The sequence below is a fragment of the Streptomyces sp. NPDC101776 genome, from assembly GCF_044766845.1.
GTDB lineage: Bacteria > Actinomycetota > Actinomycetes > Streptomycetales > Streptomycetaceae > Streptomyces.
Map to the genome: position 1 here is coordinate 1 of NZ_JBIWMV010000032.1, position 24390 is coordinate 24390.

The 24390-nt window shown below is 69.3% G+C and carries 17 protein-coding genes and 3 pseudogenes; 12 read left to right on the plus strand and 8 right to left on the minus strand.

The window, feature by feature from the left end:
• Positions 1 to 91: 91 nt before the first annotated feature.
• The 5 genes from ACIRRY_RS48235 to fae all read right to left on the minus strand — a co-directional run bounded on the left by ACIRRY_RS48235 (position 92) and on the right by fae (position 5509).
• A complete protein-coding gene (locus tag ACIRRY_RS48235; RefSeq protein ID WP_403986312.1) occupies positions 92 to 1252 on the minus strand; it encodes an iron-containing alcohol dehydrogenase family protein in 1161 nt (386 codons plus the stop codon).
• Between the two features lie 100 nt (positions 1253 to 1352).
• Positions 1353 to 2291 (minus strand): NAD(P)-dependent oxidoreductase, encoded by a 939-nt coding sequence (locus tag ACIRRY_RS48240; protein ID WP_403986315.1) that lies wholly within the window; start codon positions 2289 to 2291, stop codon positions 1353 to 1355.
• 52 nt (positions 2292 to 2343) lie between these two features.
• Positions 2344 to 3864, minus strand: coding sequence for an aldehyde dehydrogenase (locus tag ACIRRY_RS48245; RefSeq protein WP_403986318.1), 1521 nt, complete (start codon positions 3862 to 3864; stop codon positions 2344 to 2346).
• The gene (locus ACIRRY_RS48250) at positions 3861 to 4973 is read right to left on the minus strand and encodes a mandelate racemase/muconate lactonizing enzyme family protein (protein ID WP_403986321.1); all 1113 of its coding nucleotides are present in this window, start codon (positions 4971 to 4973) and stop codon (positions 3861 to 3863) included. The genes ACIRRY_RS48245 and ACIRRY_RS48250 overlap by 4 nt, the downstream gene beginning before the upstream one ends.
• A complete protein-coding gene (gene fae / locus ACIRRY_RS48255; RefSeq protein ID WP_403986324.1) occupies positions 4970 to 5509 on the minus strand; it encodes a formaldehyde-activating enzyme in 540 nt (179 codons plus the stop codon). The genes ACIRRY_RS48250 and fae overlap by 4 nt, the downstream gene beginning before the upstream one ends.
• 211 nt (positions 5510 to 5720) lie before the next feature.
• Between fae and ACIRRY_RS48260 the strand changes: the two genes are divergently transcribed.
• The 3 genes from ACIRRY_RS48260 (at position 5721) to ACIRRY_RS48270 (ending at position 9689) form a co-directional block, all read left to right on the plus strand.
• Positions 5721 to 6530 carry an IclR family transcriptional regulator gene (locus tag ACIRRY_RS48260; RefSeq protein ID WP_403986327.1) on the plus strand — a complete coding sequence of 270 codons (810 nt, stop codon included), beginning with the start codon at positions 5721 to 5723 and terminating at the stop codon, positions 6528 to 6530.
• 170 nt (positions 6531 to 6700) lie between these two features.
• The gene (locus ACIRRY_RS48265) at positions 6701 to 8182 is read left to right on the plus strand and encodes an NAD-dependent succinate-semialdehyde dehydrogenase (RefSeq protein WP_403986330.1); all 1482 of its coding nucleotides are present in this window, start codon (positions 6701 to 6703) and stop codon (positions 8180 to 8182) included.
• A 136-nt stretch (positions 8183 to 8318) separates the two neighbouring features.
• On the plus strand, positions 8319 to 9689 hold the full coding sequence (locus ACIRRY_RS48270) for an MFS transporter (RefSeq protein ID WP_403986333.1): 1371 nt from the start codon (positions 8319 to 8321) through the stop codon (positions 9687 to 9689).
• A 148-nt stretch (positions 9690 to 9837) separates the two neighbouring features.
• Here the strand turns inward: ACIRRY_RS48270 and ACIRRY_RS48275 are convergent.
• From ACIRRY_RS48275 to ACIRRY_RS48285, 3 genes and pseudogenes are all read right to left on the minus strand, one after another.
• Positions 9838 to 10792 (minus strand): annotated as a pseudogene (locus ACIRRY_RS48275) (fumarylacetoacetate hydrolase family protein); the annotation flags it as partial.
• Positions 10793 to 10794: 2 nt separating this feature from the next.
• Entirely contained in the window at positions 10795 to 12378 is a 1584-nt protein-coding gene (locus tag ACIRRY_RS48280) for an MFS transporter (RefSeq protein ID WP_403986336.1), read from the minus strand.
• Between the two features lie 46 nt (positions 12379 to 12424).
• Complete coding sequence (locus tag ACIRRY_RS48285) at positions 12425 to 13369, minus strand: MBL fold metallo-hydrolase (RefSeq protein ID WP_403986339.1); 945 nt, start codon at positions 13367 to 13369, stop codon at positions 12425 to 12427.
• Positions 13370 to 13493: 124 nt separating this feature from the next.
• On the opposite strand from ACIRRY_RS48285, the gene ACIRRY_RS48290 reads away from it, so the two are divergent.
• The 9 genes and pseudogenes from ACIRRY_RS48290 (at position 13494) to ACIRRY_RS48330 (ending at position 24300) form a co-directional block, all read left to right on the plus strand.
• A complete protein-coding gene (locus ACIRRY_RS48290) occupies positions 13494 to 14102 on the plus strand; it encodes a TetR/AcrR family transcriptional regulator (RefSeq protein ID WP_403986342.1) in 609 nt (202 codons plus the stop codon).
• Between the two features lie 48 nt (positions 14103 to 14150).
• Positions 14151 to 14534, plus strand: a complete 384-nt coding sequence (locus tag ACIRRY_RS48295) for an ROK family protein (RefSeq protein WP_403986452.1) — start codon at positions 14151 to 14153, stop codon at positions 14532 to 14534.
• Positions 14535 to 14603: 69 nt separating this feature from the next.
• Positions 14604 to 14729 carry a hypothetical protein gene (locus ACIRRY_RS48300; protein WP_403986345.1) on the plus strand — a complete coding sequence of 42 codons (126 nt, stop codon included), beginning with the start codon at positions 14604 to 14606 and terminating at the stop codon, positions 14727 to 14729.
• Positions 14730 to 14819: 90 nt separating this feature from the next.
• Complete coding sequence (locus ACIRRY_RS48305) at positions 14820 to 15287, plus strand: hypothetical protein (RefSeq protein WP_403986348.1); 468 nt, start codon at positions 14820 to 14822, stop codon at positions 15285 to 15287.
• Positions 15284 to 15628 carry a transcriptional regulator gene (locus ACIRRY_RS48310; protein WP_403986351.1) on the plus strand — a complete coding sequence of 115 codons (345 nt, stop codon included), beginning with the start codon at positions 15284 to 15286 and terminating at the stop codon, positions 15626 to 15628. The genes ACIRRY_RS48305 and ACIRRY_RS48310 overlap by 4 nt, the downstream gene beginning before the upstream one ends.
• A 485-nt stretch (positions 15629 to 16113) precedes the next feature.
• A pseudogene (locus tag ACIRRY_RS48315) lies at positions 16114 to 18503 on the plus strand (SpoIIE family protein phosphatase).
• 1011 nt (positions 18504 to 19514) lie between these two features.
• Positions 19515 to 20849, plus strand: a pseudogene (locus tag ACIRRY_RS48320) (jacalin-like lectin); the annotation flags it as partial.
• Entirely contained in the window at positions 20841 to 21269 is a 429-nt protein-coding gene (locus ACIRRY_RS48325; protein ID WP_403986455.1) for an RICIN domain-containing protein, read from the plus strand. The pseudogene ACIRRY_RS48320 and the gene ACIRRY_RS48325, both read left to right, overlap by 9 nt.
• Before the next feature lie 784 nt (positions 21270 to 22053).
• Positions 22054 to 24300, plus strand: coding sequence for a PQQ-binding-like beta-propeller repeat protein (locus tag ACIRRY_RS48330; RefSeq protein ID WP_403986354.1), 2247 nt, complete (start codon positions 22054 to 22056; stop codon positions 24298 to 24300).
• Positions 24301 to 24390: the final 90 nt, after the last annotated feature.

Sequence of the window (24390 nt, forward strand, 5' to 3'; positions counted from 1 at the left end):
TCGCCTGGTCCTTATGGCGGCGAAGAAGCCAAGCCCGAGCTCGCATCAGCCACTACAAAGGCAGAGGGCATCACGGAGTGTCGTTGCAGTACTAGAGCACCGCTTGGAGGATCGAGAGAACCTGCTCCTCGGTCGGCAGCAGAGGGGTGTTGCGCGTGACGGCGTCGGCGAGCGCACCCTGCGCGATGGGCCGCAGCATGTCCGGGCGGACGCCGAGGTCGCGCAGCGGCTGCTTGATGTCGAGCGCGCCGGAGATCGCGCGTACGGCCTCGATCGTCGCCGTCGGCCAGTCGCCGTCGGCGGGCGGGGCGAGACGCAGGGCCCGGCCCGCCTGCTCGTAGGCGTCCTGCGCGGCCGGTGCGCCGAACTCCAGCACCTCTTCCAGTACGGCGGCCAGGGCGACGCCGTGTGGCGTGCCGGTGTGGGCGGTCAGCGCGTGGCCGATGCCGTGGACCAGTCCGAGGCCGGAGATGGTGAGGGCCTGGCCGGCCAGGTGGGCGCCGAGCATCAGTTGCGCGCGGGCTTCCAGGTCGGAGCCGTCGCGATGGGCGGCGGGCAGCCATTGGCCGACCATGGCGACGGCCTGGGTCGCGTAGGCGACGGAGACGGGGTTGGCGCTGCGGGAGGCGAGCGACTCGATGCCGTGGACCAGGGCGTCGATACCGGTCGCGGCGGTGATACGGGCGGGCAGGCCGAGTGTGAGTTCCGGGTCGAGGAGTGCGATGCGGGGTTTGACCGAGGGGTGGCCGATGTAGACCTTGCGGCAGGCGGCGGTGTCCTCGATGACGCCGAAGCCGTTGGTCTCCGCTCCGGTGCCCGAGGTGGTGGGGATCGCGATCACGGGCAGGCCGTCGAGCGACTCCCAGAGGGCGTCGGCGTCTGCGGCTGCCGCGTCGGGGTTGCCGGCCAGCAGCGAGATGCCCTTGGCGGCGTCGAGGACCGAGCCGCCGCCGAGTGCGGCGATGGCCGCGGGTCCGAAGGCGCGTGCCTTCGCCGCGCCTTCGTCGACGTTGCCGGTCGAGGGGTTGGCGCCGACCCCGTCGTACACGCCGTACTCCATGCCCGCCGCGTCGAGAGCCTTGAGTACCTGGTCCACGATCCCGGCGGCCCGCAGCCCGTGGTCGGTCACCAGGAAGACGCGGTTCATGCCGAGGGAGGAGACCAGTTCGGGGAGGTGTCCGATGCGGCCGGGCCCGAACTCGATGCGGCAGGTGGGGTCGATGGTCAGCTGGCTGGGGGTGAACTCGCCCATGGTGTACGGCTCCTGGAGATGTGGTGCGAGAGGGAGCGGGAAGGTGGGATGAGGTGTCCGCCGGGTGGCCGTCCCTGGCCGGCCCGGCGGACGGAGGGGATCAGACGGTGCTCAGAGCGGCACCGTCCGGGGCGGCGGAAGGGTGCGGGAGGCGGAACTCCCGCCCCGCCAGGGCCTCGTAGAGGCGCACCGGGCTCATCTCGCCTGCCAGGTCGCCGTGTTGGGCTTTGGAGCGGCGGTAGATCTGCTCGACCAGCGCCGACAGTTCCGTGGCCACGCCCAGGTCGCGCCCGAGGTCGACGGCCAGGCCCAGGTCCTTGCAGGCGAGCATCATGGCGAAGGAGTCGTCGTAGTCGCCGTCGGCGAGTACGCACAGGATGTCGTTCTCAAGGAAGTGGGAGGCGGCCGGGCTGGCGAGCAGGGAGTTGCGCAGCACGCCCAGGTCCACGCCCGCCTTGACGCCCATGGCCAGTACCTCGGAGGTTGCCACGAGGTGGCTGAACCACAGCAGGTTGATCATGAGCTTGACTGTGTAGCCGGCGCCCAGCGGGCCGACGTGCAGCACCTTGCCGGGGTCGCCCATGGCTTCGAAGACGGGCAGGCACATACGGAAGTCGTCCGCGGTGCCGCCCACGAATATCTGGAGCATCCCGGCCTCGGCGCCCCGGGCCATCCCGCTGACGGGCGCGTCCAGGCGACGCACTGCGCGCCGGTCGAGCACCTCTGCGGCGACGCGGTCGGCGGCGGCCGGTGTCGAGGTGGACATGTCGATCCACAGGGCGCCCTCGGGAAGCGCCTCGGCGGCCCCGCCACGAAGCAGCACGTCCTCGACGACGCGGGGGTTGGGCAGCATGGTGATCAGCACCTCGGCGTCGTGCGCGCACGCCGCCGGGGTGTCGGCCCAGTGGGCGCCCAGCGCCAGGTGCTCGCTCGCGGCCTCGGACCGCATGTCGTGCACGGTGACCAGGTGTCCCGCGTGGATCAGGTGGCGGGCCATGTGGCGTCCCATGTTGCCCAGGCCGATGAATCCGATCCTCATCGTTGTCCTCGCTACGGCTCTGTAGGTGTCAGGAAGGTGAAGTGGCGGCCGTTCAGGCCAGGTTGATCCAGGTCGTCTTGAGCGCGGTGTAGGCGTCCAGGGCGTGCAGCGACTTGTCGCGGCCCGCGCCGGTGGCCTTGAAGCCGCCGAAGGGCGTGATGACGTCACTGGCGTCGAAGGTGTTGATCCAGACGGTCCCGGCCCGCAGTCGCCGCGCGGTGCGGTGAGCGACCGTGACGTCCCGGGTCCAGACCGAGGCGACGAGTCCGAAGTCGCTCTCGTTGGCCAGGCGTACACCTTCGTCGACGTCTCCGTCGTAGGACACCACGGCGAGGACCGGTCCGAAGATCTCCTCCTGGCCGACCACCGAGGTGTTGTCGACGCCGTCGAGGACGGTCGGCTCGACGAAGGTGCCGCCGGAGTCTGCGAGGATGCGGCTGCCTCCCAGGAAGACGGTCGCGCCGTCCTCCCTGCCGCGCTGGATGTAACCGAGGATCTTGGCGAGCTGGCCCTTGTCGACGATGGGCCCCATCACCGTGCCCGGGTCGAGCGGGTCGCCGATCCGGAAGGTCTCGGTGGTGATCCTGCGTACGGCGTCGAGGAGTTGGTCCTTGACGGAGGAGTGCACGACGACACGGGAGCCGGCGTTGCAGGTCTGTCCGGCGTTGTAGAAGATGCCCCAGGCCACGGCGGACGCGGCGGTCTCGATGTCGGCGTCGGCCAGCACGAGTTGGGGTGACTTGCCGCCTGCCTCGACGGCGACCTGCTTGCCGTTGGACTCTCCGGCGTAGACCTGGAACAGGCAGGCGACCTCCGCCGAGCCGGTGAAGGCGATCTTGTCGACCTCGGGGTGACGGCCGAGCGCCTGTCCCGCGATCTCCCCCCGGCCGGGGACGACGTTGAGGACACCGGCCGGCAGGCCTGCCTGCGTGGCGAGTGCGGCGAGGCGCAGGGCCGCGAGCGATGTCTGCTCGGCGGGCTTGAGCACCACACTGTTGCCGGTCGCCAGAGCGGGAGCGAGTTTCCAACTGGCGATCAGCAGTGCGTAGTTCCAGGGCACGACCGCGCCGACGACGCCCAGCGGTTCGCGGGTGATCAGGGCGAGGGCGTCTGCCGGTGTCGGGGCGACCTCGTCGTACGTCTTGTCGATGGCCTCCGCGTACCAGGCGATCGTCTCGGCGGTCTTGGCCACGTCGATCCGTACCGACTCGGTGATGGGCTTGCCCATCTCCAGGGTGTCCAGCAGGGCCAGTTCCTCGGCGTTCTCCAGGACGAGGTCGGCCCAGCTCAGCAGGACGCGCTTGCGTTCCCTGGGTGCCAGGTCGCGCCAGCGGCCGTCCTCGAAGGCGGCGCGGGCGGAACGTACCGCGCGGTCGACGTCCTCCGCGCCGGCGGCCTGCACATGGGCCAGGACGGTGCCGTCGCGCGGCGAGACGGTGGAGAAGGTGTCGCCCGACGCGGCCTCAGTGAAGTCGCCGTCGATGAACAGCCGGGTCTCGAAAGTGAGTTTGCTTGCCGCAGTCAGCCATTCGTCGTGCGAACGGGCCAGCAACTCCTCGATGCTGTACGTCACTTGATCCTCCAGCGGTCGATCGCGTCCTCGTCCAGCTCGACGCCGAGGCCGGGCTTGTCCGGCACTTCGAGGTCGCCGTCGGAGTTGACGCGGACCGGCTCGGCGAGCATGAAGTCGCGGCGCTCGGGCGTCCAGCCGGGCGGGTCGTAGGGGAACTCGAAGTAGGGGCCGCCGCCGACACCCGCGGACACGTGCAGGTTGGCGAGCACGCCGATGCCGTTGGTCCAGCTGTGCGGGGTGAAGTGCCGGTGCTTGAGCTGGGCCAGCTCTGCCAGGGTGCGGGCGCGATGCATGCCGATCGCCAGGACCACGTCCATCTGGTAGATGTCCAGTGCGTCCTCTTCGAGATAGCGCAGCAGCTCGGTGGGGGAGTGGTGCATCTCGCCCGCGGCGATGCGCACGCCCGGGTTCTCGGCGCGCAGCCGCTTGAAGCCGTCGAGGTCGGCGTAGGGAAGCGGCTCCTCGACCCAGAAGACGTCCAGTTCGGCGAGGCGTGCGATGGTCTTGCGTGTTGTGGCGAGGTCCGAGGCGTTCGCGGTGTCACCGGCCATCCGCCAGGACTGGTTGAGATCCACCATGATCTCGAAGTCCTTGCCCAGTTCCTCGCGTACGGCGCGCACCGCGGCGACACCCTCGTCGACCCGGTCCCGGTCGATGCGGATCTTCATCGCTCGAAAGCCCGCCTCGCGCACCTTGAGCGCGGTCGCGACACGCTCCTCGGGTGACTTGAGTTCGCCGGAGGAGGCGTACGCGGGCAGCTTGCGCGCCGAGTTGCCGAAGAGTTCCGACACCGGCCGCCCGTGCACCTTGCCGATGACGTCCCACAGTGCGGCTTCCAGCGGCCAGTAGTAGGCGCCGTGGAAGTTGGCGGTCTCGATGGCCCTGACGTGCCGGGTGATGTCGAGCGGGTCCTCGCCGACGAACAGGTGCTGGTACGTCTCGAAGCCGTCCATCAGGTCGCCCGAGCCGATCCCGGTGATGCCTTCGTCGGTGTGGACGCGGACGATCGTGGCGTCGAAGTGGCGACGCGGCTCGGGGTCCCAGGCGGCCCGGAACGGCGGGTCCAGTTCCAACCGCAGCCGGTCCAGGGTGATTTCGGTGATCTTCATCGGGTGAGAGCCTCCGCGGACGGCGTGTAGAAGGGATTGGCCGGGCCGTCCTTGGCCGCGTCGTGGATGTCCGCGACCGTGGGGCTGCCGGTGACGGCGGCGCGGACGGCGCCACAGCCGGCGGCGCGCTGGTTGCGGAAGGACACGTCGAGGTCGTCGACCTCCGGGTTGACCCACACGGCGGCGATGATCAGCAGGTCGTCCGCCGCCTCGGCGGGCAGCAGGCCCTCCTCGACCGCGTCCAGGACACCCTGCGCCAGGCCCGCCTGAGCCGCCCCCCACGTGGCCCGCTGGTGCAGCTCACTGCCGGCGGCGGCCTTGTTGACGAACAGGGTCAGCGGCTTGACCGGCACCGACGGGCGGACAACCGTCATGAACGGCACGTGCCCGGCGCTCGGCGTGGCCAGCGCCGTCGCCCAGGCCGTCTCGACCGGACCGCCCTTGCGGCCGATCACGATGTTCGTGTGCGCGGCGTTGGCGCCCGCACCGACGAAGGACTCGCCGATGAGTGTGGTCGCGGCGAAGGGGGAGGACATCGGGACTCCTGGACCTCTGGAAGTGGGTTCATGGGGGCACCGGGACGAACTCCGCATTCGGTGCAGTTCATCCGGCCCGATGCGGCGAATCTAGATCCGCCGCCCAGCCCCCGCAAGGCAACAGCAGGAATCGAAATGCCGGTTGCTCTCATGACAACTCCCGCGTTGACCTGGGGTTCCGCTGGACCAGAGGCCGCCTAGGATGGCGCGCGTGACACACCCGCCGCCGTCTGCTCCCGACCCCTCCGCCGGCCCTCGCGGTCACGGTCTGCGGCGCGACATCGCCCTGCTGGAGGCGCTGGCTTCCGACGAGGCGCAGAACGCCGGCGGGCTCGGCGTCGTACGCCTCGCGCAGCTGGTGGGCCGCGAGAAGACACAGGTGTCGCGGGCGCTGAGGGCCCTGGCCGCGGAGGGCATCGTCGAGCGCGACGCCGACACACTGGAGTACCGCCTGGGCTGGCGGCTGTTCTCGCTGGTCGCGCGGACCTCGGAGAACCGGCTGGTGCGCATGGCCGAGCCCGTCATGCACGCACTCTCGTCGGATCTGGAGGAGACCAGCCACCTGTGCGTGCTCAGCGACCGTGAGGTGCTGACGCTGCTCTCGGTCTCCGGTCACTCCTTCCGAGCGCACGGCTGGGAGGGGCGCGGAGTGCCCGCCTGGCAGACCTCGGCCGGTCGGGTCCTGCTCGCCGACGCCACGCCCGACGAGCTGTACGTGCGCTTCGGTACGACCAGTGAGATGCCGGTCCACGACCTCTGGGCGCTGATCCACGAGGCCAGCCGACAGGGGTACGCGCGGGTGAGCGAGGAGTTCGAGACGGGTCTGGTGGGCGTCTCGGCGCCCATCCGGGACTTCCGTGGCCGCGTGGTGGCCGCGATCAACATCTCCGCGCCGAAGCCCCGGCTCGGCGACCGCCTCGACGAGGCCGGCCGGACGACCGCCGCCGCGGCGGCCCGCGTCTCGGCCCTTCTCGGGTGGGAGCCCCGGAGGGCGCCGTCGCCCAGGACGCGCCTGACGTGACTCCGCAGGCCCGCCGCAGCGGTCGTCGTACTCCCTTGCATGATCGCCGAGTTGCTCTGACAACAACCCTCATTGCGATCCGAGGAGCAGGCTTGTCGGCCGTGTGACGCGCTCGTAAATTCACCGCGAACCGGACGAGCCCCCGTCCGGAACGGAGAAAAGAGCAGCTCATGACCTTCGTCGGCATCGACACCCTCGCCAAGGCGCCGCTCGCCGAAGGCGATGTGTTCATCGGTGGCCGCTGGCGCGAGGCGGGTGACCGACGGGCCTTCCCCGTGTACGACCCCGCCACGGGTGAACTGGTCCGTGAGGTGTCCGCGGCGGGGGCGGCCGACGCGCTCGCCGCGATCGAAGCGGCCCAGAGCGCGGCCGCCGAGTGGCGTGCGACCCCGGCCCGGCGCCGTTCGGAGATCCTGCACACCGCGTTCACGCTGATGCGCGAGCACACCGACACCCTCGCCCGCCTGATCGTCGCGGAGAACGGCAAGGCCTACCGGGACGCGGCGGGCGAGGTCGGCTACGCGGCCGAGTTCTTCCGCTGGTTCGCCGAGGAGGCGGTACGCATCGGCTCGTCCTTCGCGGACGCCCCGGGCGGCGGTTACCGCCACGTCGTACGCAAGCACCCGGTTGGTGTCACCGCCTTCGTCACGCCCTGGAACTTCCCGGCCGCCATGGCCGCCCGCAAGATCGCCCCGGCGCTCGCCGCCGGCTGTCCGGTTCTCCTCAAGCCCGCGCCGGAGACCCCGCTCACCGCGCTCGCCGTCGCCGCGCTGCTGGCCGAGGCCGGGCTGCCCGACGGACTGCTCAACGTCCTGCCCACCGACCGCGCCCCTGAGGTCGTCTCCGTCTGGCTCGGTGACGAGAGGGTCCGCAAGTTCTCCTTCACCGGTTCCACCGCCACCGGCAGGCTCCTGCTCGAACAGGCCGCGGCCAATGTCGTCAACGTGACCATGGAGCTGGGCGGCAACGCCCCCTTCATCGTGTGCGCGGACGCAGACGTCGACGCCGCCGTACTGGGCGCGATGGACGCCAAGATGCGGGGCGGCGGCGAGGTGTGCATCGCCGCCAACCGGTTCTACGTCCATACGTCCGTCGCCGCCGAGTTCACCGAGAAGTTCGGCGCAGCCATGGCCGCCTCGCAAGCGGGACCGGGGCTTGAGGACGGTGTCACCCTCGGACCGATGATCAACAAGGCGGCCGTCGACAAGATTCGCGGTCTCGTCGACGACGCGGTCACCCGCGGCGCGAAGGTCGCCGCATGCGGAACCGTCCCCGACGGCCCAGGCCATTTTCAACCGGCGACGGTCCTCACCGACGTGCCCGACGACGCCCGCATCCTCCACGAAGAGGTCTTCGGTCCCGTCGCGCCCCTGACGACCTTCACCGACGAGGACGAGATGCTGGCCCGCGCCAACGCCACGGTCCACGGCCTAGCCTCCTACGTCTACTCACGCGACGTCGCCCGCGCGCTGCGCATCGCCGAGCGGCTGGAGGCCGGCATGGTCGGCCTGAACCGTGGCCTGCTGTCCGACCCGGCCGCACCGTTCGGGGGCGTCAAACAGTCCGGGCTGGGCCGTGAGGGCGGCCGCGAAGGCATCGAGGCGTTCCTCGAGACGCAGTACATCGCTCTCGACTGGCCGACAGCCAACTGACCACTCCCGCCCCGTCCCCGTCCCCGTTGCATCCCTTCCCCGCCCCCGTTCCCTTGAGCTCTTCCCCCGCTCTGTTCCCGTCCGGGCCCGGCGTCGCCGCGGCCTGGAGGTGACACCGAAAAGACAAGGACCGCACATGGCAACGACGCCTGCGACCGAGAACCCCCGATCGGACACCCCACCGACCGCTGACGTGGCCTGCGCACGCGAACGCCGTCGGCTGCACACCAAGCTGAAGCTGGCCACCCAGATAGGCGAGGGCATCGACGGCTACATCATCGGCGGCATCGGGATGGCGATGACGGCCCTTACCGCCGATCTGCATCTTTCCACCCTGATGGAGGGCCTGGTCGGGGCCTCACCGCTGATCGGTATCTTCGTCGGTGGCCCGCTGTTCGGACGGTTCGCCGACCGGTTCGGACGGCGTCCCGTTTTCCTCGCCGACATGGTGATCTTCCTGGTCGGCTCGGTCCTTCAGTTCTTCGTCACCGACGGGCTTCAGCTGTTCCTGATCCGTCTGCTGATGGGCATCGCGATCGGCGGCGAGTACGCGATCGGCGCGCCGCTGCTCTCGGAGTACGCGCCCAGGGAGGGACGCGGCCGGCTGCTGGCCAGCCTGGAGATCAGCTGGTACCTCGGCTACGCCGCGGCGACCGTCGTAGGCGCCCTGCTCGCGGACGTCGACGGGGGCTGGCGCTGGTCGCTCGCGAGCAGCGCGGTGCTCGCCGTGGTGTGCGTGTCCCTGCGCGGCGGAATCCCGGAGTCGGCACGCTGGCTGCTCAGCCGGGGCCGCCGCGAGGAGGCCGAGGCACTGATCGCGAAGTACGGCATCGAGGTCGACGTCGACGCGGAGCTCGAAGAGCGCGCGGAAACCCAACGGGAGGGATTCCGCGCCCTGTTCAGCCGACGGCACCTGCGCAGCACGGTCTTCGCCAGCGTCTTCTGGGCCGCGCTCGTCCTGCCGTACTTCGCGATCGGCACCTTCTGGACGCAGGTCTTCGAGGCCCTGCACATGGGCGACAACGCGGTCGCGGCGCTGCTCGTCTATTCCTTCACCGCTGTCGCCGGAGTGACCGTCGGCTGCCTGGTCGTGGACCGCATCGGGCGCCGCAAGCTGCTGATCCCGCCGTTCTGGATCACAGCCGGCTGCCTGGCCCTGGTCGCGGTGTTTCCCACCTCCACCCCCGTCATCGTCGGCGGCTTCCTCTTCTTCATCTTCCTCAACGCCGCCTCCAGCGCGCTCACGGCCGTCTACCCCCTGGAGGTCTTCCCCACCTCGCTGCGCACCACGGGCGTCGGCTTCGCCACCGCGATGAGCCGGGTCGGCGCCGCCATCGGCACCTTCCTGCTGCCGATGGGCCTGGACCGCTTCGGCGTGGAATTCGTCCTCCTGGTCGGCGCCGGCGTACTCGCCGTCGGCGGCCTGGTGTCCCAGTTCCTGGCACCGGAGACCACCGACATGGACCTGGCCACTGCTGCTCGCACCGCCCGCGAGAAAGCGGCCTGACCGCCTGCGGGGTTCCGAGTACGGGAGTCAGCCCCCGCACCCGGCATCTCTGCCAGGTTCACCAAGGTCACGACGATCACAGGAATGCCCGCCTTCGCCGAGTCCGGCAGGGCGGGCATCGCCGTGTGTCAGCCGAGGGCCCGTGTCCTGGACGACGCCGTCCACGGCCGCGCCCGCCGGACCGGCACCGGTGATCCGCCCTCCACCACGGTGTTCTTGATGGTTCCGATTCCCTCCACGGTCATGGTGACCGTGTCGCCGGGAACGAGCGGGGGTGGGTCCAACTTGCCGCGCCGGCCCCACAGTTCGGCGAGACAGCCGCCTCCGCAGGTGCCGGATCCCAGGATGTCGCCGGGGCGTACCTCGGTGCCGCGGGAGGCATAGGCGGCCATCTCCTCGAACGTCCATGCCATGCTGGCGAGACTGTCCCATCCGATGGTGTGGTCGTTGACTTCGACGCGGAGCTTGAGTGCCAGCCGTCCCTCGGCGTCGCGATGGGCGTCCAGTTCGTCGGCGGTGACGAGCCAGGGGCCGACAGTGGTCGCGGAGTCCTTGCCCTTGGCAGGTCCGAGTTTCACCCGCATCTCGAAGCTCTGCAGGTCGCGGGCGCTCCAGTCATTGAGGATGGTGTAGCCGATGATGTGCTCCCTGGCCTGCTGCGGGGTGAGGTCTCGGCCCTGCCTGCCGATGACCGCCGCCACCTCCAGTTCGAAGTCGAAGCGCTTGCAGCCGGGTGGCACGGGGACATCGTCGTGCGCGCCGATCACGGAGTAGGGGTTGGTGAAGTAGAAGGCGGGCTGGGCGTACCACTCCTGAGGAACGGTGTCCCCGAAGCCTTGGGCGACTCCTTCGAGGTGCTGCTCGAAGGTCATGAAGTCGCGGATGGTCGGTGGCTGGATCGGAGGCAGCAGCCGCACGTCTGTGACATTCAGCGGCACGGCGGTGTTCAGCGCCCGGCTTCCGGCCTGCCGTAGTGCGAGGCCGCCCTGTTCGATGAGGTGGAGCAGATGGGTGCCCGCGGGGAACGGATGGATTTCGTCGCCCGAGTCGGACAGGACGCCGGAGAGGCGGGTTCCGCCGTGTTCGAAGGTGGCGTAGCGCATGTTCAGTTCCCGGGGGTGGTGAGTTGGGCGCTCTGGGGCTTCAGGCCGATGAACACGGCGCAGATGGTGGCCGCGAGCAGGCAGGCGCCCGCGGTGAGCAGCAGCCCGGTGTTGTAGCCGTCGGCGAGTGCCTGCTGGGTGATCGGGGCGATTTTGGCGCTGAGCGGGCCGAGTTCGGCAGTGTGTACGGCGATGGGGCCACCCTGGGCGAGGACGGCTTGCGCGGTGCTGTGCTCGGCGGGGGACAGGCCGGCGTCGGCCAGGTGCGTGGTGATCTGCGCGGCGGCCAGACTGAGGGCGACGGCGCCCACGATCGCTGGGCCGAGTGTTTGGCCGAGGTCGCGCACGAGACTGGTGGTGGCGGTGGCCATGCCGGTCAGTTTCTGGGGGACGACGTTGACCGCGGCGGCGGTCAGGGCGGCGACGGCGAGGCCGAAGCCGAAACCGTTGAGGATCAGCGGGCCGAGCAGTGGCAGGAGGCCGTGCTCGTCGACGGGTACGGCCCGCAGCCAGAGCTGGGCTGTGGCCAGTGAGAGGAAGCCACCGACCAGCATCGGCCCGGGACCGGTGCGGTGCAGCAGCCGGACCAGCAGGGGCCAGATGAGCGGGGTGACGCCCTGGATGACCAGGAAGGGGACGGCTGCGTGCAGGGGGCTTTGGTGCTGGATCACGCCCAGTCGGATACTCAGGTCGTAGGCGCCGCCGAGGAAGCCGAACATTCCGATCACGGTCGCGGCCGTGGAGGCAGCGAAGGCTGGTATGCGGAACAGGTCGAGGCGCAGCATGGGAGCGGTCGACCGGGTCTCGCACCGGACGAAGAGGACGAGCAGCGCCGCGGCCGCTATGAACGCCACGAGTACGGGACCTGAGCTCCAGCCGTCGCTGGGGCCCTGGATGATGCCGTAGAGCAGGCACAGCAGTGACAGGGCGAGGGTGATCTGGCCCGGCCAGTCCAGGGCACGTCCCTCAGGCGCACTGGACTCCGACGCGAGGAACCACGCGGCCACTGCGGTGCACAGTGCGAGCATCCCGACCGCCGCGAACGCCCAGTGGAACGAGGTGTGTTGGACGATCGCGCCGGACAGGAGAGGGGCGATGAAGGCGCCCAGGGACAGCGCGGTCGTCCAGGAGGCGAGACCCCGGGCCCGGGCGGCGGGCGTGGTGGTCCCGGCAGTGATCACCGCCAGGGATGCCGGGAAGAGCGCTGCGGCGCCGAGGCCGGACAACGCCTGACCGGTGATCAGCCACCCCGGTGTGTCGGCGGTGGCGGAGACGAGATAGCCGACGGCGGCGACCGCGGCGCCCGACACGAGCAGCTTCTTACGGCCGTACAGATCGCCCAGGACACCGAAGGTCAGGGCGAGCACAGCAGCCGGGACCATGAACGCGTCGCTGATCCAGGTCAGTTCGGCACCCGAGGTCTGGAGGCCGCGCTGGATGACGCCGTTGATCGCGGCCGGGAGTACCAGCCCGATCTGGGCCAGGCAGACGGCGAGGCACCCCGCGATCAGCGTGCCGGTGTGGTGGCCCGAAACGCGTGTCCTGGGCGGGATGACGGGCCGGGGTCGAGCGGAACTGGAGACCATGTCTCCTCCTGGATGAGGCGCCCGGCGGGGAGCGGGGCGCGGCGGCTCAGAGCAAGAACTGGGGGCAGGCGAGCTCGGCCATGCAGCCGAACAGCTGAGGGCCGTCGAGCGGCGCCAGCTCCGGGTCGAGCTCGCGATAGACGGTGTGCACGTTCACGGCGAGGCGTTCGCTCTCCGCGAGGCCGGCGAACGAGCCGAGCGGGATGTCGTGTGCGGCCTCCTGGGCCGTCATCCCGGCGGCGTGGCGGACGCTCGCCTCGCTGTGGACGTACTCCAGGTATTCACGTGTTCGGCGTAGCGCGGCCCGGGTGGTGACGGGGCCGTGGCCGGGGACGATGGTCTCGGCGCCGAGGCCGGTGATCAGATCGCAGGCGGCGACCCAGTTGTCGAACGGGCCGTGCCACACGACCGGAGTGCTCCCGGAGAAGACGATGTCGCCGGTGTAGACGGTCCGGGCCTCCGGCACGTGGACCACGGTGTCGCCGGCGGTGTGCGCGGGGCCCACGTCGATGAGCCGTACACAGACGCCACCGATGTCGAGGGTGAGGTTACGGTCGTAGAGCCGGCCGGGCAGGACGGGGCGGATTCCGGCGAAGTCGAAGGCGCCGAAGATCTGCCGGGCGAAGCGTCCGGCAGCCGTGTCCGCGGCCAACAGCCGTGTCATATCGGCGGGTTGGACCTGACGCATGTCGGTGAGTGACGCGTGCGAAGCGATGATCTCGGCTGATTCGACCAGCTGGTTGCCGAACCAGTGGTCGCCGTTGCCGTGGGTGTTGACCACCGTGGTGATCGGAGCCCGAGCGGTGACGGCCTCGAAGGCTTTGAGCATCCTCCTCGTGAGGCGGAGGTCGTAGAGCGTGTCGACGAGCAGTGCCTCCCCGCGTCCGGCGATGAGTCCGGCATTGCTCATGCCCCATCCGCCCTCGGCCTGCAGCCAGGCGTGACATCCGCCGCGCAGCCGGATGTGCTGGGAGGCGGTACGGCAAGCCACCCTGCCTCCTCTCCCGATCACCGTCGATCGAGGTGGTTGGACTTGAGTCCATCATTAGACTCGCATCTAACTCCTGTGAAGGAGGGCGGTCAAGAGCCGTGCGCGGCGTGATATTTGTGAGGACATGAAGAGCCCGGAAGCACGTCCCGAGAGCCTCGGGCGCAGGGAAAGGCGACGGCGGGAAGCGCACGACGCCCTGTACGCCGTCGCCATCGACCTCTTCGTCAGCGGCGGCTACGAGGCCACCAAGATGGAGGACATCGCGGACCGGGCCGACGTGTCACGGGCCACCGTGTTCAACCACTTCGCCCAGAAGGCGGGCATCCTGGAGGAGTGGGGGGCCCGGCGCCGGGCCAGGGTGGTGGAGATCCTGCGTCAGCAACACGCGGAGGACCTGTCGGTGGGGGAGCGCCTGCGGCGTTACATCGACGAGATGGCGACGCTGAACATCGAGTCGCGCACGGAGACGGTCGTCCTGATGGAGGCCTCCGCCCGGTGCGGCCAACTCCTGCGAGACCCGGCCCCGGAGCGGGAACTCGCCCGCATCATCGAGGACGGGGCACGGGGCGGAGAGGTGCGCCCAGGCATCGATCCCGGCGAAGCGGGCTCGCTCATCGCGGCCGGATACTTTGCGGGCGTCCTCCGCTGGACCACGCAGGAACCGCCGCCTTTCGACCTGCGCACACGGCTCGGTGGAATGCTCGACATCGTGCTGGGCGGGATTCTGGTGTGAGACGCCGCTGTCAGGGAACGGCGCCTGCGTTACCCGGACGTCGACCACCTGTCCATGGTGAAGATCGGCACCGGCGTCGGAACGGGCATGATCGCGGGCGGGCGTGTGCACCGCGGCGCGGCCGGCGATGTGGGTCATATCCAGGTGATCGTCGACGATGTCGCGCAGCCGCCCGTCTGCCGTTGCGGGAACACAGGATGCGTGGAGTCGTACGCGGGTGGCTGGGCCGTCGTCCGTGATCTGCGCGACGCCGGGCGCGACATCGGCACTCTCAACGACGCCGTGCGACTCATCAGGTCCGGAGACCTGACAGCCGTACGCCTGGCCCGTCGCGCCGCCCGCATCCTCGGCGGTGCCATCGCCGACGCGGTCAACATGTTCAACCCGCGCGTCATCGCGATCGGCGGCCAGCTCGCCCACGCGGTCGAGTAGCTCTTCGCCGGTATCCGCGAGGTCGTCTACCGCCGGTCGCTGCCGCTGGCCACGCGCAACCTCCAGAAGGTGCGCAGCGCTCTGGATCCGCGAGCCGGGGTCATGGGGCTGTCGCAGCTCCTGGTGGACGGGATCTACGCGCCTGAGCGTGTGCAGCAGCTCATAGACAACAGCATGGCGAGTGCGGGCAGTTGAGGCGGAGTGGGCGACGAACCGCTCGACATTCCCCTACTTGGGCATGTAGTTTCCATCATGGAAAGTACATGCCACGTGGTGGGGGTTGTCATGAACGACGATTCGCGGGAGTTGCATCAGCTTCAACAGCAACGGACGGCGTTGGCTCAGCGTCTGAGACTTCCGTGGTGGTATCTGGCGGCGACCGCGGTGCTGACAACCGCGGTGCTGGCGCTGCCGTTCCTTCAGCCGGGGTACATCTCTGACGGCGTGAGTCAGGGCTCGTCGCCGGTGCTGATCCTGACCCAGATAGGCCTGAACCACCTTCTGGATCGCACCACCGGGGTGAAGTACCGGGGCCGGAGCACGACCTACCCGGCGGCCCGACCCGTCCTGTGGGTCACCTTCGCGGTGGCACTGACATCCCTCGCGGGCGAGCACGCGCTCCTCGGAAGAGGACACATCGCGCCCGCGATCGTCCTGGTCATCGTCGCGGTGGCGGCGATGGTGGGCATCTTGCTGTGGCAGAACGCGGCGATCCGGCACGACATCCGGCAAGGTCGAGCGGTAGCGCGATGACCAGACCCGAAGGACGCGGGCGGCTCGACGAGATCATCCATCCGGTGACCCGGCTGTCGATCTGTGGACTGCTCGCCGCCGGCCCGCAGTGGGTGGAGTTCGCCGTCGTGCGGGACACCGTGGGGGTGAGCGATTCGGTGCTGTCCAAACAGTCCCGGATCCTGGAGGACGTCGGCTACCTCGAAGTTCGCAAAGGCGCTGTCGGACGACGTCCACGAACTTGGTTCGGACTCACCCCCGAGGGCCGCGTGGCGTTCACCGAACATCTCACCTGGCTGCAGAACGCCGCTCAACCCGCGAACGACCAGGCAGCGGCCGACGACGGAGCCCCGGACAGCTGACCCGACCAGACCGAACGATCGTGGCGACGTTCGATCCCGGCGTCTCGCGGACGACCAGGCCCAGCCGCCGCAACTGGTCCGCCCCTTGCGGCACCCGTCCGACCGTGACCTTGAGGTCCGCGGCCCACCCCTGCACCCCCGTTGCAGGAAACAGCAGCACCTCACGGTGGAGGTCGCCTTCGAAGGCAGACAGTCCCAGCACATCCCAGTGGTGGTCGATCGGTTCAGTCAAGGTCGAACCCCTCATCCATCGCGTGAACCTCCCGAGATACCAGCCCAGGGCGGGATACGTATCCGGGCACCAGAAGTCGCAACGGTGACCGGAGAACGGGGATGGGTCGCACCGGCGGCGGTCGTCCCCGCACTCCCTACCGGGACGGGTGTACCGCCTGCCGGCGGCGTGAGTGGTGTACGGGTTGAGAACCGTAGGAAGGGAGACAAGACTGACGGTCTGTCTGTTATTTCGCGGGACGAGGGTGGCGTGCATGACGCGGCAGGACGACAACCCGTTCGACGAGGCGGCCACCGCGCGAGCCGTGGTCGACGCGCGCGGCATCGTGACTGCCTGGAACGAGGGCGCCCGGCAGTTGCTCGGCCACGCTCCGGAGGAGGCACTCGGGCTGCGCGTCGCGGAACTCCTCGTGGGGGAGCCGCCCGTCGCCTTGTCCGCGTCCGGGTCGGTCCGCTGGAACGGCACCCTCGTACTGCGACACCGTGACGGCCGCGCGGTCTCCGCACGGCTTCTGGCCCACCGGACGGACCCGGACAAGAGTGCCTGCAGCGACTGGTTGCTGATCAGCGCCCTGCCGCAGGCCGAGCCCGCTCTGCGCGGGGACGACGCGTCGTTGTGGGCGTTCGTCCGGTCACCGTGCCCGGTCGCGGTCTACGACAACCGGCTGCGGTTGATCACGGTGAACGACGCCATGGCCGGGGTCATCGGGCTGCCGGAGGAGGAGATCCGCGGCCTGCGGCTGTCCGAGATCGGCGGCAAGCCCCAGAGCGTCGATCTTGAACGGGACATGCTGCGCGTCGTGCGCAGCGGTCGGCGCGAGGACATCGAGACGTTCATGCGCACCGGGGGGAGGCCCGCGAGCACGCGTGGTCGGCGCATCTGACCCCGCTGACCGACGAGGACGGCGTGGTGCGAGGGGTGTGTCTGACCGCGCACGACATCACCGAGCGGTTCCTCGGCAGACGGCGCCTGCAACTGGTCAACGACGCCAGCGCACGTATCGGCACGACCCTCGACATCACCCGCACGGCGCAGGAGCTGGCCGAGGTGTGCGTGCCCGACCTGGCGCACTTCGTCACCGTCGACCTGCTGGAGGTCTCCGGCGGCGGAGGAGAACCGCGGCTCGGCCCGGTGGGCGCGGACATCACGCTGCTGCGGGCGGCGCACCTCTCGATCACCGACGGATGTCCGGAGGCCGTGCTCGCACCCGGTCATACGGACACCTACGAGCCCTCCTCACCGCAGGCGCTCAGCCTGACCGCGGGCCGCCCGCTGATCCAGTCGATGGCGGGGGCCAACGCACAGGGCTGGCCCCCCGAGGGCTCCCCACGGGACAAGATCGTGCACACGTACGGGCTGCACTCGATCATGGCCGTACCCATCCGGGCCCGTGGTACCACCCTCGGCGTCGCCGTCTTCTACCGCAACAGGCACCCCGAGCCGTATGTGGCGGACGACGTCCTGCTCGCCGAGGAGATCACGACGCGGGCCGGCGTCTGTATCGACAACGCCCGCCGCTTCACCCGCGAACGCGAGACGGCCCTCGCTCTGCAACGCAGCCTGCTTCCCCGGTCGCTGCCCAGCCCGACCGCGGTTGAGGCCGCGTCCGGGTACCTGCCGGCCGCACCGCACAGCGGCATCGGCGGCGACTGGTTCGACGTCGTCCCGCTGTCCGGCATGCGCGTGGGGCTGGTCGTCGGCGACGTGGTCGGCCACGGCATCCAGGCCTCCGCGACCATGGGACGGCTGCGTACAGCCGTGCGCACTCTCGCGGACATCGATTTGCCGCCGGACGAACTGCTGACCCATCTGGACGACCTGGTCATCCGCCTCGCCCAGGAGTCCGACATCGGTGAGGCCGCCGGCGACGTCGGAGCGACCTGCCTCTACGCGGTCTACGACCCGGTCTCCCGCATCTGCTCGATGGCTGCCGCTGGCCACCCGCCGCCCGCGCTCGTCCTGCCGGACGGCAGCGTCGAGTTCGCCGACGACCTCGTCCCGGGACCGCCACTGGGCGTCGGCGGCCTGCCCTTCGAGGCGGTCGAACGCGAACTGCCCGAGGGCACGCTGCTGGCCCTCTACACCGACGGCCTGGTCGAGGACCGGGCCCGCGACATCGACGAGGGCCGCGCGCTCCTGGCCCACGCGCTGTCCGCAGCGACTGGCCCGCTGGAGGCTGCCTGCCAGTCCATCCTGCGCGACCTGCTCCCCGGCGGCGGCGCCCGGGACGACGTCGCCCTCCTGCTGGCCCGCACCCGCGCCCTGGACCCCTCCCACGTCCGGACCTGGGACGTCCCCGCCGATCCCGCCGCAGTGGCCGGCATCCGCCACGCAGTGGCCGATCAGCTCACCGCATGGGCCCTGGACGACCTGCAGTTCCCCACCGAACTCGTCGTCAGCGAACTTGTCACCAACGCGATCCTCCACGGCGCGGCGCCGATCCGCCTGCGCGTCATCCACGATGCCACCTTGATCTGCGAGGTCTCCGACTCCAACAGCACCTCTCCCCACATGCGCCGCGCCCGCACCTACGACGAGGGTGGCCGCGGCCTGCTCCTGGTCGCCCAGTTAACCCAGCGCTGGGGCAGCCGCCATCACGCCACAGGCAAGACCATCTGGGCCGAACAAGCCGTGCCGAGGTGAAACCGGTTGTTCCTCGCCCGGGGAGAAACCTCAGACAGACACCTCAGGCGCCCAGGACGTCGAGCCACGTCCGCTAACGACGGCGGCAGGGGATGAGGCGTCCGTCGCTGTAGTCGGCCATGTGGTCGCGTACGCGCGGGGCCGCTTGGTCCAGGCGCTTCCAGGTCTCGCACTCGACCTCGGCGAACCGCTCTGCCGAGATGCCGCCTGCGGTGAGGGCGGTTCCGATCCGGTTCCATGCCGCCGTGACCCACTCGACCAGGGCGTCAGGCAGGCCGCATGCGGCAGACCACGAATCACTGAGGCTGCTGGACTGAAAGACGATCTGTCACCGCGCGTCGGGAGCAGGAACCGGGGACTACGGCCCGGTGGTCGGCGGTGTCCCCGCGCCCCCTGCGGAGTCCCGGGCACAGGCGAGCAAACCACCGCGCCGACCACGGCCGGGGAGACACCGCTCCGCCAGGCCTCCTCAGCCGCGAGTGCACCCTCCTACGGTCGGTCATCCACGTAGCCCCCGACTGCGCCGTTCAGATCGAGGAAGACCAGCGGCAAATCCCCTTGGGCCACGGCGTCCGACCCGCTCACGGTCACGCGGTAACCGTGTCGGCTCGGATATAGGCGTACACCGCGATGGCTTCGAGAGCCCGACGACCGTCAGTTCAGTCCTCGTGCACGGATTCGGCAGTACCAAGGCGTGATGATTTCATTGGATGAATGCGGGTTGCACCTGTGCGACCCTGGTCGCCAACTCGCTGTCCTCCCAGGGGATTCCAGTCGTTCACGTACGAACCTGTGAGTTCGAACGAAGCTGTGACGGGCTCTTTCATGGGATGGCTACCGGTGGGTACAGTGCCGACCGGCATACCTCCGCATTCGGCAGAGGGCATGTCGACCTCCCCCTTTCCGCTCCCCGTGAACGCCTCTGAATTGAACGGCGTATGCCCCGAGGCTCAATTTGGCATGCGCTGTACAAGTCTGCGGAGTGTGTGCACCATGCCAACAAGGAAATCGATGCGAAGACTGTTCTCCGGTCTGGCGACCGGAGCCCTCATGCTCACCGGCCTGGCCGGGATGACCATCGCTGCGGCGACCCCGGCCGCCGCAGTGGACTCCGGCAGCTTCAGTGTGCTGGCGTACAACGTCGCGGGTCTCCCCGAGGCGTTGTCGAGCGCCGACACCCCTCGCGACACCAGCACGACGGAAATCGGCCGACGCATCGCCCCGTACGACATCGTGAACGTGCAGGAGGACTTCAACTACCACGCCTACCTGTACTCGACCGACACCCACCCCTACCGCACCGCGACCAGTGGTGGCGCCGGTATCGGCAGCGGCCTGAACACGGTCTCCAACTACGCCTGGGACGGGGACGACTTCGAGCGCGTCCACTGGAACTCCTGCCAGTTGGACTCTGGCGACTGCCTCACCCCCAAGGGCTTCACGTTCATGCGCGAGCGCCTCTCCGAGGGCGTGTACGTCGACTTCTACAACCTGCACACCAACGCCGGTACCAACGACGGCGACGAGGCCTCCCGCGCGGACAACCTCAGCCAGCTCACCTCGTTCATCAGCACCCACTCGGCAGGCAACGCTGTTGTGGTGATGGGCGACACGAACACCCGCTACACCCGCTCCGCCGACACCATCGCCGAGTTCGCCTCGAACAACGGACTCACCGACGCCTGGGTGCAGTTGGAGCACGGCGGCGTCGCCCCTGCCAAGGGCACTGACCCGCTGCTCTGCGACGAGTCCGCCGTGACCAACACCTGCGAGGTCGTCGACAAGATCCTCTACCGCAGCAGCAAGTTCGTCACCCTCAACGCGACGTCCTACAACAACGAGCACGCCAAGTTCCTGAACTCCGACGGGCTGATGCTCTCCGACCACGACCCGATCACGGCCGGATTCACCTGGAAGACCAACCCTGCCTACCAGTTCAGCGAGCAGTTCGGCGGCCCGCACGGCGACTACTTCGACGACGTCGACAGCGTGCCGTGGGGTGCCCAGGCGACCGCGATCTCGATCCGCACCGGCGCCCGTGTCGACCAGGTCGGTGTCACACTGAGCAACGGCACGACACTCAAGCACGGCGGGACAGGCGGCGACGCCGCGTCACTGACCCTGGGCAGCACCGAGTACGTGACGAGCGCGTATCTATGCCGCGCCGAGCACGACGGACATACCCGCGTCTTCTACGTCAAGTTCACCACCAACCTGGGCCGCACCCTGGCCGGCGGGGCCACCACATCCGACTGCGTCACACGCACCGCACCGTCGGGCTGGCAGATCTCCGGCTTCCACGGCCGCACCGGCGACGAGGTCGACAAGATCGGCTTCATCTACACCCCCAACGACTTCACGCTGGTCAACCGGGCGACCGGCAAGTGCCTGGATGTGAACGGCTGGTCGAGCGACAACGGAGCGAACGTCCAGCAGTGGACCTGCACCGGCGGCACGAACCAGCGCTGGCGGGTCGAAGCGCTGGGCGACGGCACCAGCCGGATCATCAACACCAACAGCAACAAGGCCCTCGACGTCTCCAACTGCGGCACCTCGGACGGCACGGACATCCAGCAGTGGGCCTGGCTGGACAACGCCTGCCAGCGCTGGACCCTCACCGACACCGACAGCGGATGGACGCGCCTGCAGAACCCCAACAGCGGCAAGGTTGCCGACGTGGCCAACTGCGCGAGCACCGACGGCACCGACGTACGGCTGTGGACCTGGCTGAACAACTACTGCCAGCAATGGCGACTACAGCCCTGACCATGTGCCGGCACACAGGGCGCCACAGTCCGTGAGACCGACGCGACGGCGATCGGCCGGGCTGCAGGCAGCCCGGCCGATCGGACGACCGCCGCAGGCCCCGACACTGAACCGGGAGGTCCACACCAGGGCCTGTCGGACGGGTCGGGTGGAGCACGAACCGATGCCTCAAATGTAGGGCGCGCCATGGCAGCCGCTTCTCGAACGCCGGGTACTGACGCGTCAGCGCTGTGCCCTTCCGCCGAATCGGACCGGGGGCGGTCATGGTGCCGGATGCGTTGGCCACGCCTGCACCCTGCCGTCAGTGCCGCATTGACACACAGCGAAGAGCATCCGAGGCCGGCCAGACCGTCCCTGGCGTTGCCCGGGAGGCAGGCGCACGACCACCCTGACTCGTCTCTCCCGCAGGGAGATCGGAGACACCGTCATCGCCTCCACCCGCCGTCGGAGCAGGGCCGCGCCCTGCACCTGCTACGCGCCACCACCAACCCTGTCCAGGCGTCGCCGCGGCAGTGGATATCCCGCCTCCAGGCACTCATCAAAAGCGGCCGCCGCAAGCTGGGTGTCCTGCCCGGGGAGGTCCGGGCCCAGCCGTATCCTTGACTTGGCGGCATCACCGGTTGCGGAAGCAGTGAACTTCCTCCCGGACAACCGGTTTCGCCCCGGCGCGGTCTCCCCGCCCTCTACGCTGCCCCTGCAGGCGTCATTTTGCACATACGCCCCTGCGTACCCGTAGTTTCTGCTCGCCCGGGTGTCGAGAACCCGAGAACAGGTCGCCGTTGTCATGGAACCACTGGACCCAGCGGATCCTGATTGCATAGGTCCTTACCGACTCGTCGCGCGGCTCGGCGCGGGCGGCATGGGGCGCGTCTATCTCGCGCGCTCTCCCGGAGGTCGGACGGTCGCGGTCAAAGCGGTCCGACCGGAGCTCGCCGATGACCCTGCGTTCCGGTCCCGGTTCCGGCGTGAGGTAAAGGTCGCCAGGTCCGTCGGAGGGGAGCACACGGCACCCGTCGTAGACGCCGACCCGGACGCCGTCACCCCCTGGCTGGCCACCTCCTACGTGCTCGGGCCGACGCTGCAGGACGCGGTGGGTGAGTTCGGCCCGCTGCCGAAGGAGTCGCTCTGGGTGCTGGGCGCAGGGCTGGCGAAGGCACTGGAAGCCATTCACGCGGCCGGCATGGTGCACCGGGATCTGAAGCCGTCGAACGTCATGCTCGCCGCCGAGGGACCGCGGGTCATCGACTTCGGTATCGCACGGGCCATCGGCGGCACGGCGGTGACCAGGCCCGGTGTCGTGGTCGGTTCCCCCGGCTACATGTGTCCGGAACAGGTGGTCGCCGGGCCCTTGGGCCCACCCGGTGACGTGTTCTCGCTGGGCTCGGTCCTGGTCTTCGCCGCCACCGGCTCGCCTCCCTTCCGGGAGGAGTCGGTCGCGACGCAGTTGTACCAGGTGGTACACGGTGAGCCGGATCTCACGGGCCTTCCGGAACCGCTCAGACGTATCGTCAGGAGCTGTCTTGCCAAGGCCCCGGAGGACCGGCCCACTCCCGGGCGGTTGTCCGGGCTGTTTGCAGCTGTCGGCGCGGACGGCTTGCTGCGGTCGGGCTGGCTGCCCCCGGAACTGGCGTCGGCGATCGCACGGCATGCGGCTGCCGTGATGGATCTGGAACTGCCGCTGCGTATACCGGTCGAGGCACGCACGGAGCTGCGGACCGGGTCGATCGGGCCGGGCGGCAGCTGGCAGCGGGGGAGGAGCGGGACGGCATCGTACGGTGGCGTGTCGGCGTGGCCGCACGGGGACGCCCCGATGATCGGCGAGGTACTGACGCCGCGCCGTCCGGGCGGACCTGAGGGCGGCTCGGTCTCCCGCCGACGGATCTTCACCGCCGCCGGGGCCACGGGAGTGTTCCTCGCCGGCGGTGCCTGGCTGGCATCGGCGAGAGGAGCCGGCGCCCAGGGCGGGATCGGTGTCCGGACGGTAGGCACCGCCCCGCGACCGCTGTGGACGTACCAAGGGGACGTACTCGTACCGGCCCAGGCCGGCTTCAACGGCGGCACGGCGCTGGTCAAGGGGCAGCAGGGCACGCTGATCGCGCTGAACCTGGCCGATGGCCGCCGACCGAGATGGACGTACCAGGGCATCAGCCCTTCGCCCACACCTCCGCTCGTCGTCTCTGGCGCTGTCGTCGCCCTCGGCAACAGGGCGACAGTGATCGGCGTCGATCCCGTCACAGGCAGCGAGAGCTTCAACCTCGACTTCGGGGGTGAGTTTCAGTTCGACCGCATCCTGGGCAGCTCCGGCGATCACACCATCACGATCGAGGGTCTTCAGTTCGTGCAGGTCGACGACGGCCAGAGTGCAGCGACCTCGTCCAAGAAAGTAATCCTGGCCACAGATCTGCTGGCGCGCCGGGCGCGGATCGTGAACGTCAGCGGCGAGGACACGACGATCGTTCTGCAACCGGTCATCCTGCCTGGCTATTTCGTCTACGTCGACGGATTGAGCCGGGTCACGGTGCGCAGCACCGTCAACGGAAGCGTGCTGTGGAGCCACCGAATCGGCTATGAGGTTTCGGCACGTCCCCTGGTACTCGGCGGGACTGTGTTCGCGGCCGGCGACAAGCTGATTGCCCTGGATCTTGTCACCGGGCAGGTGCGTTGGCAGGCCGGGGGCGCCCACGGTGCGTTCGTTTCCCTTGGAGGCAACGGGCAGAGGGTCTACTGCACCGACACCGGCAAGGCGGGGGTCCATGCGTTTGACACATCGAACGGCGTCCGCCGCTGGTTTTGCGCGACGGGCCCGGTGAACGTCTCGGCGCCGCTCGTGGCTACTCCCAGAACGGTGGTCGTACAGGCGGCGGACAACAAAGACGGGTTCTATGCGATCGGCGCGGCCGACGGCAGGGTGCTCTGGCGCTATACGGACGGGGTGGACACCGGCCAGAACGGCTGGCAACTGTCTCACGATGGGGCCGGACATCTCCTGGCGCAGCATTTCGACAGAGTGGAATGCCTACCGTTGACGTGAACAGGCCGACGTCGCCAACTGCGACAGCCCGGACGGTACCAACGTCCGTCTGTGACGTGGCTGAACAACTACTGCCCGCCGTGGAGCCTG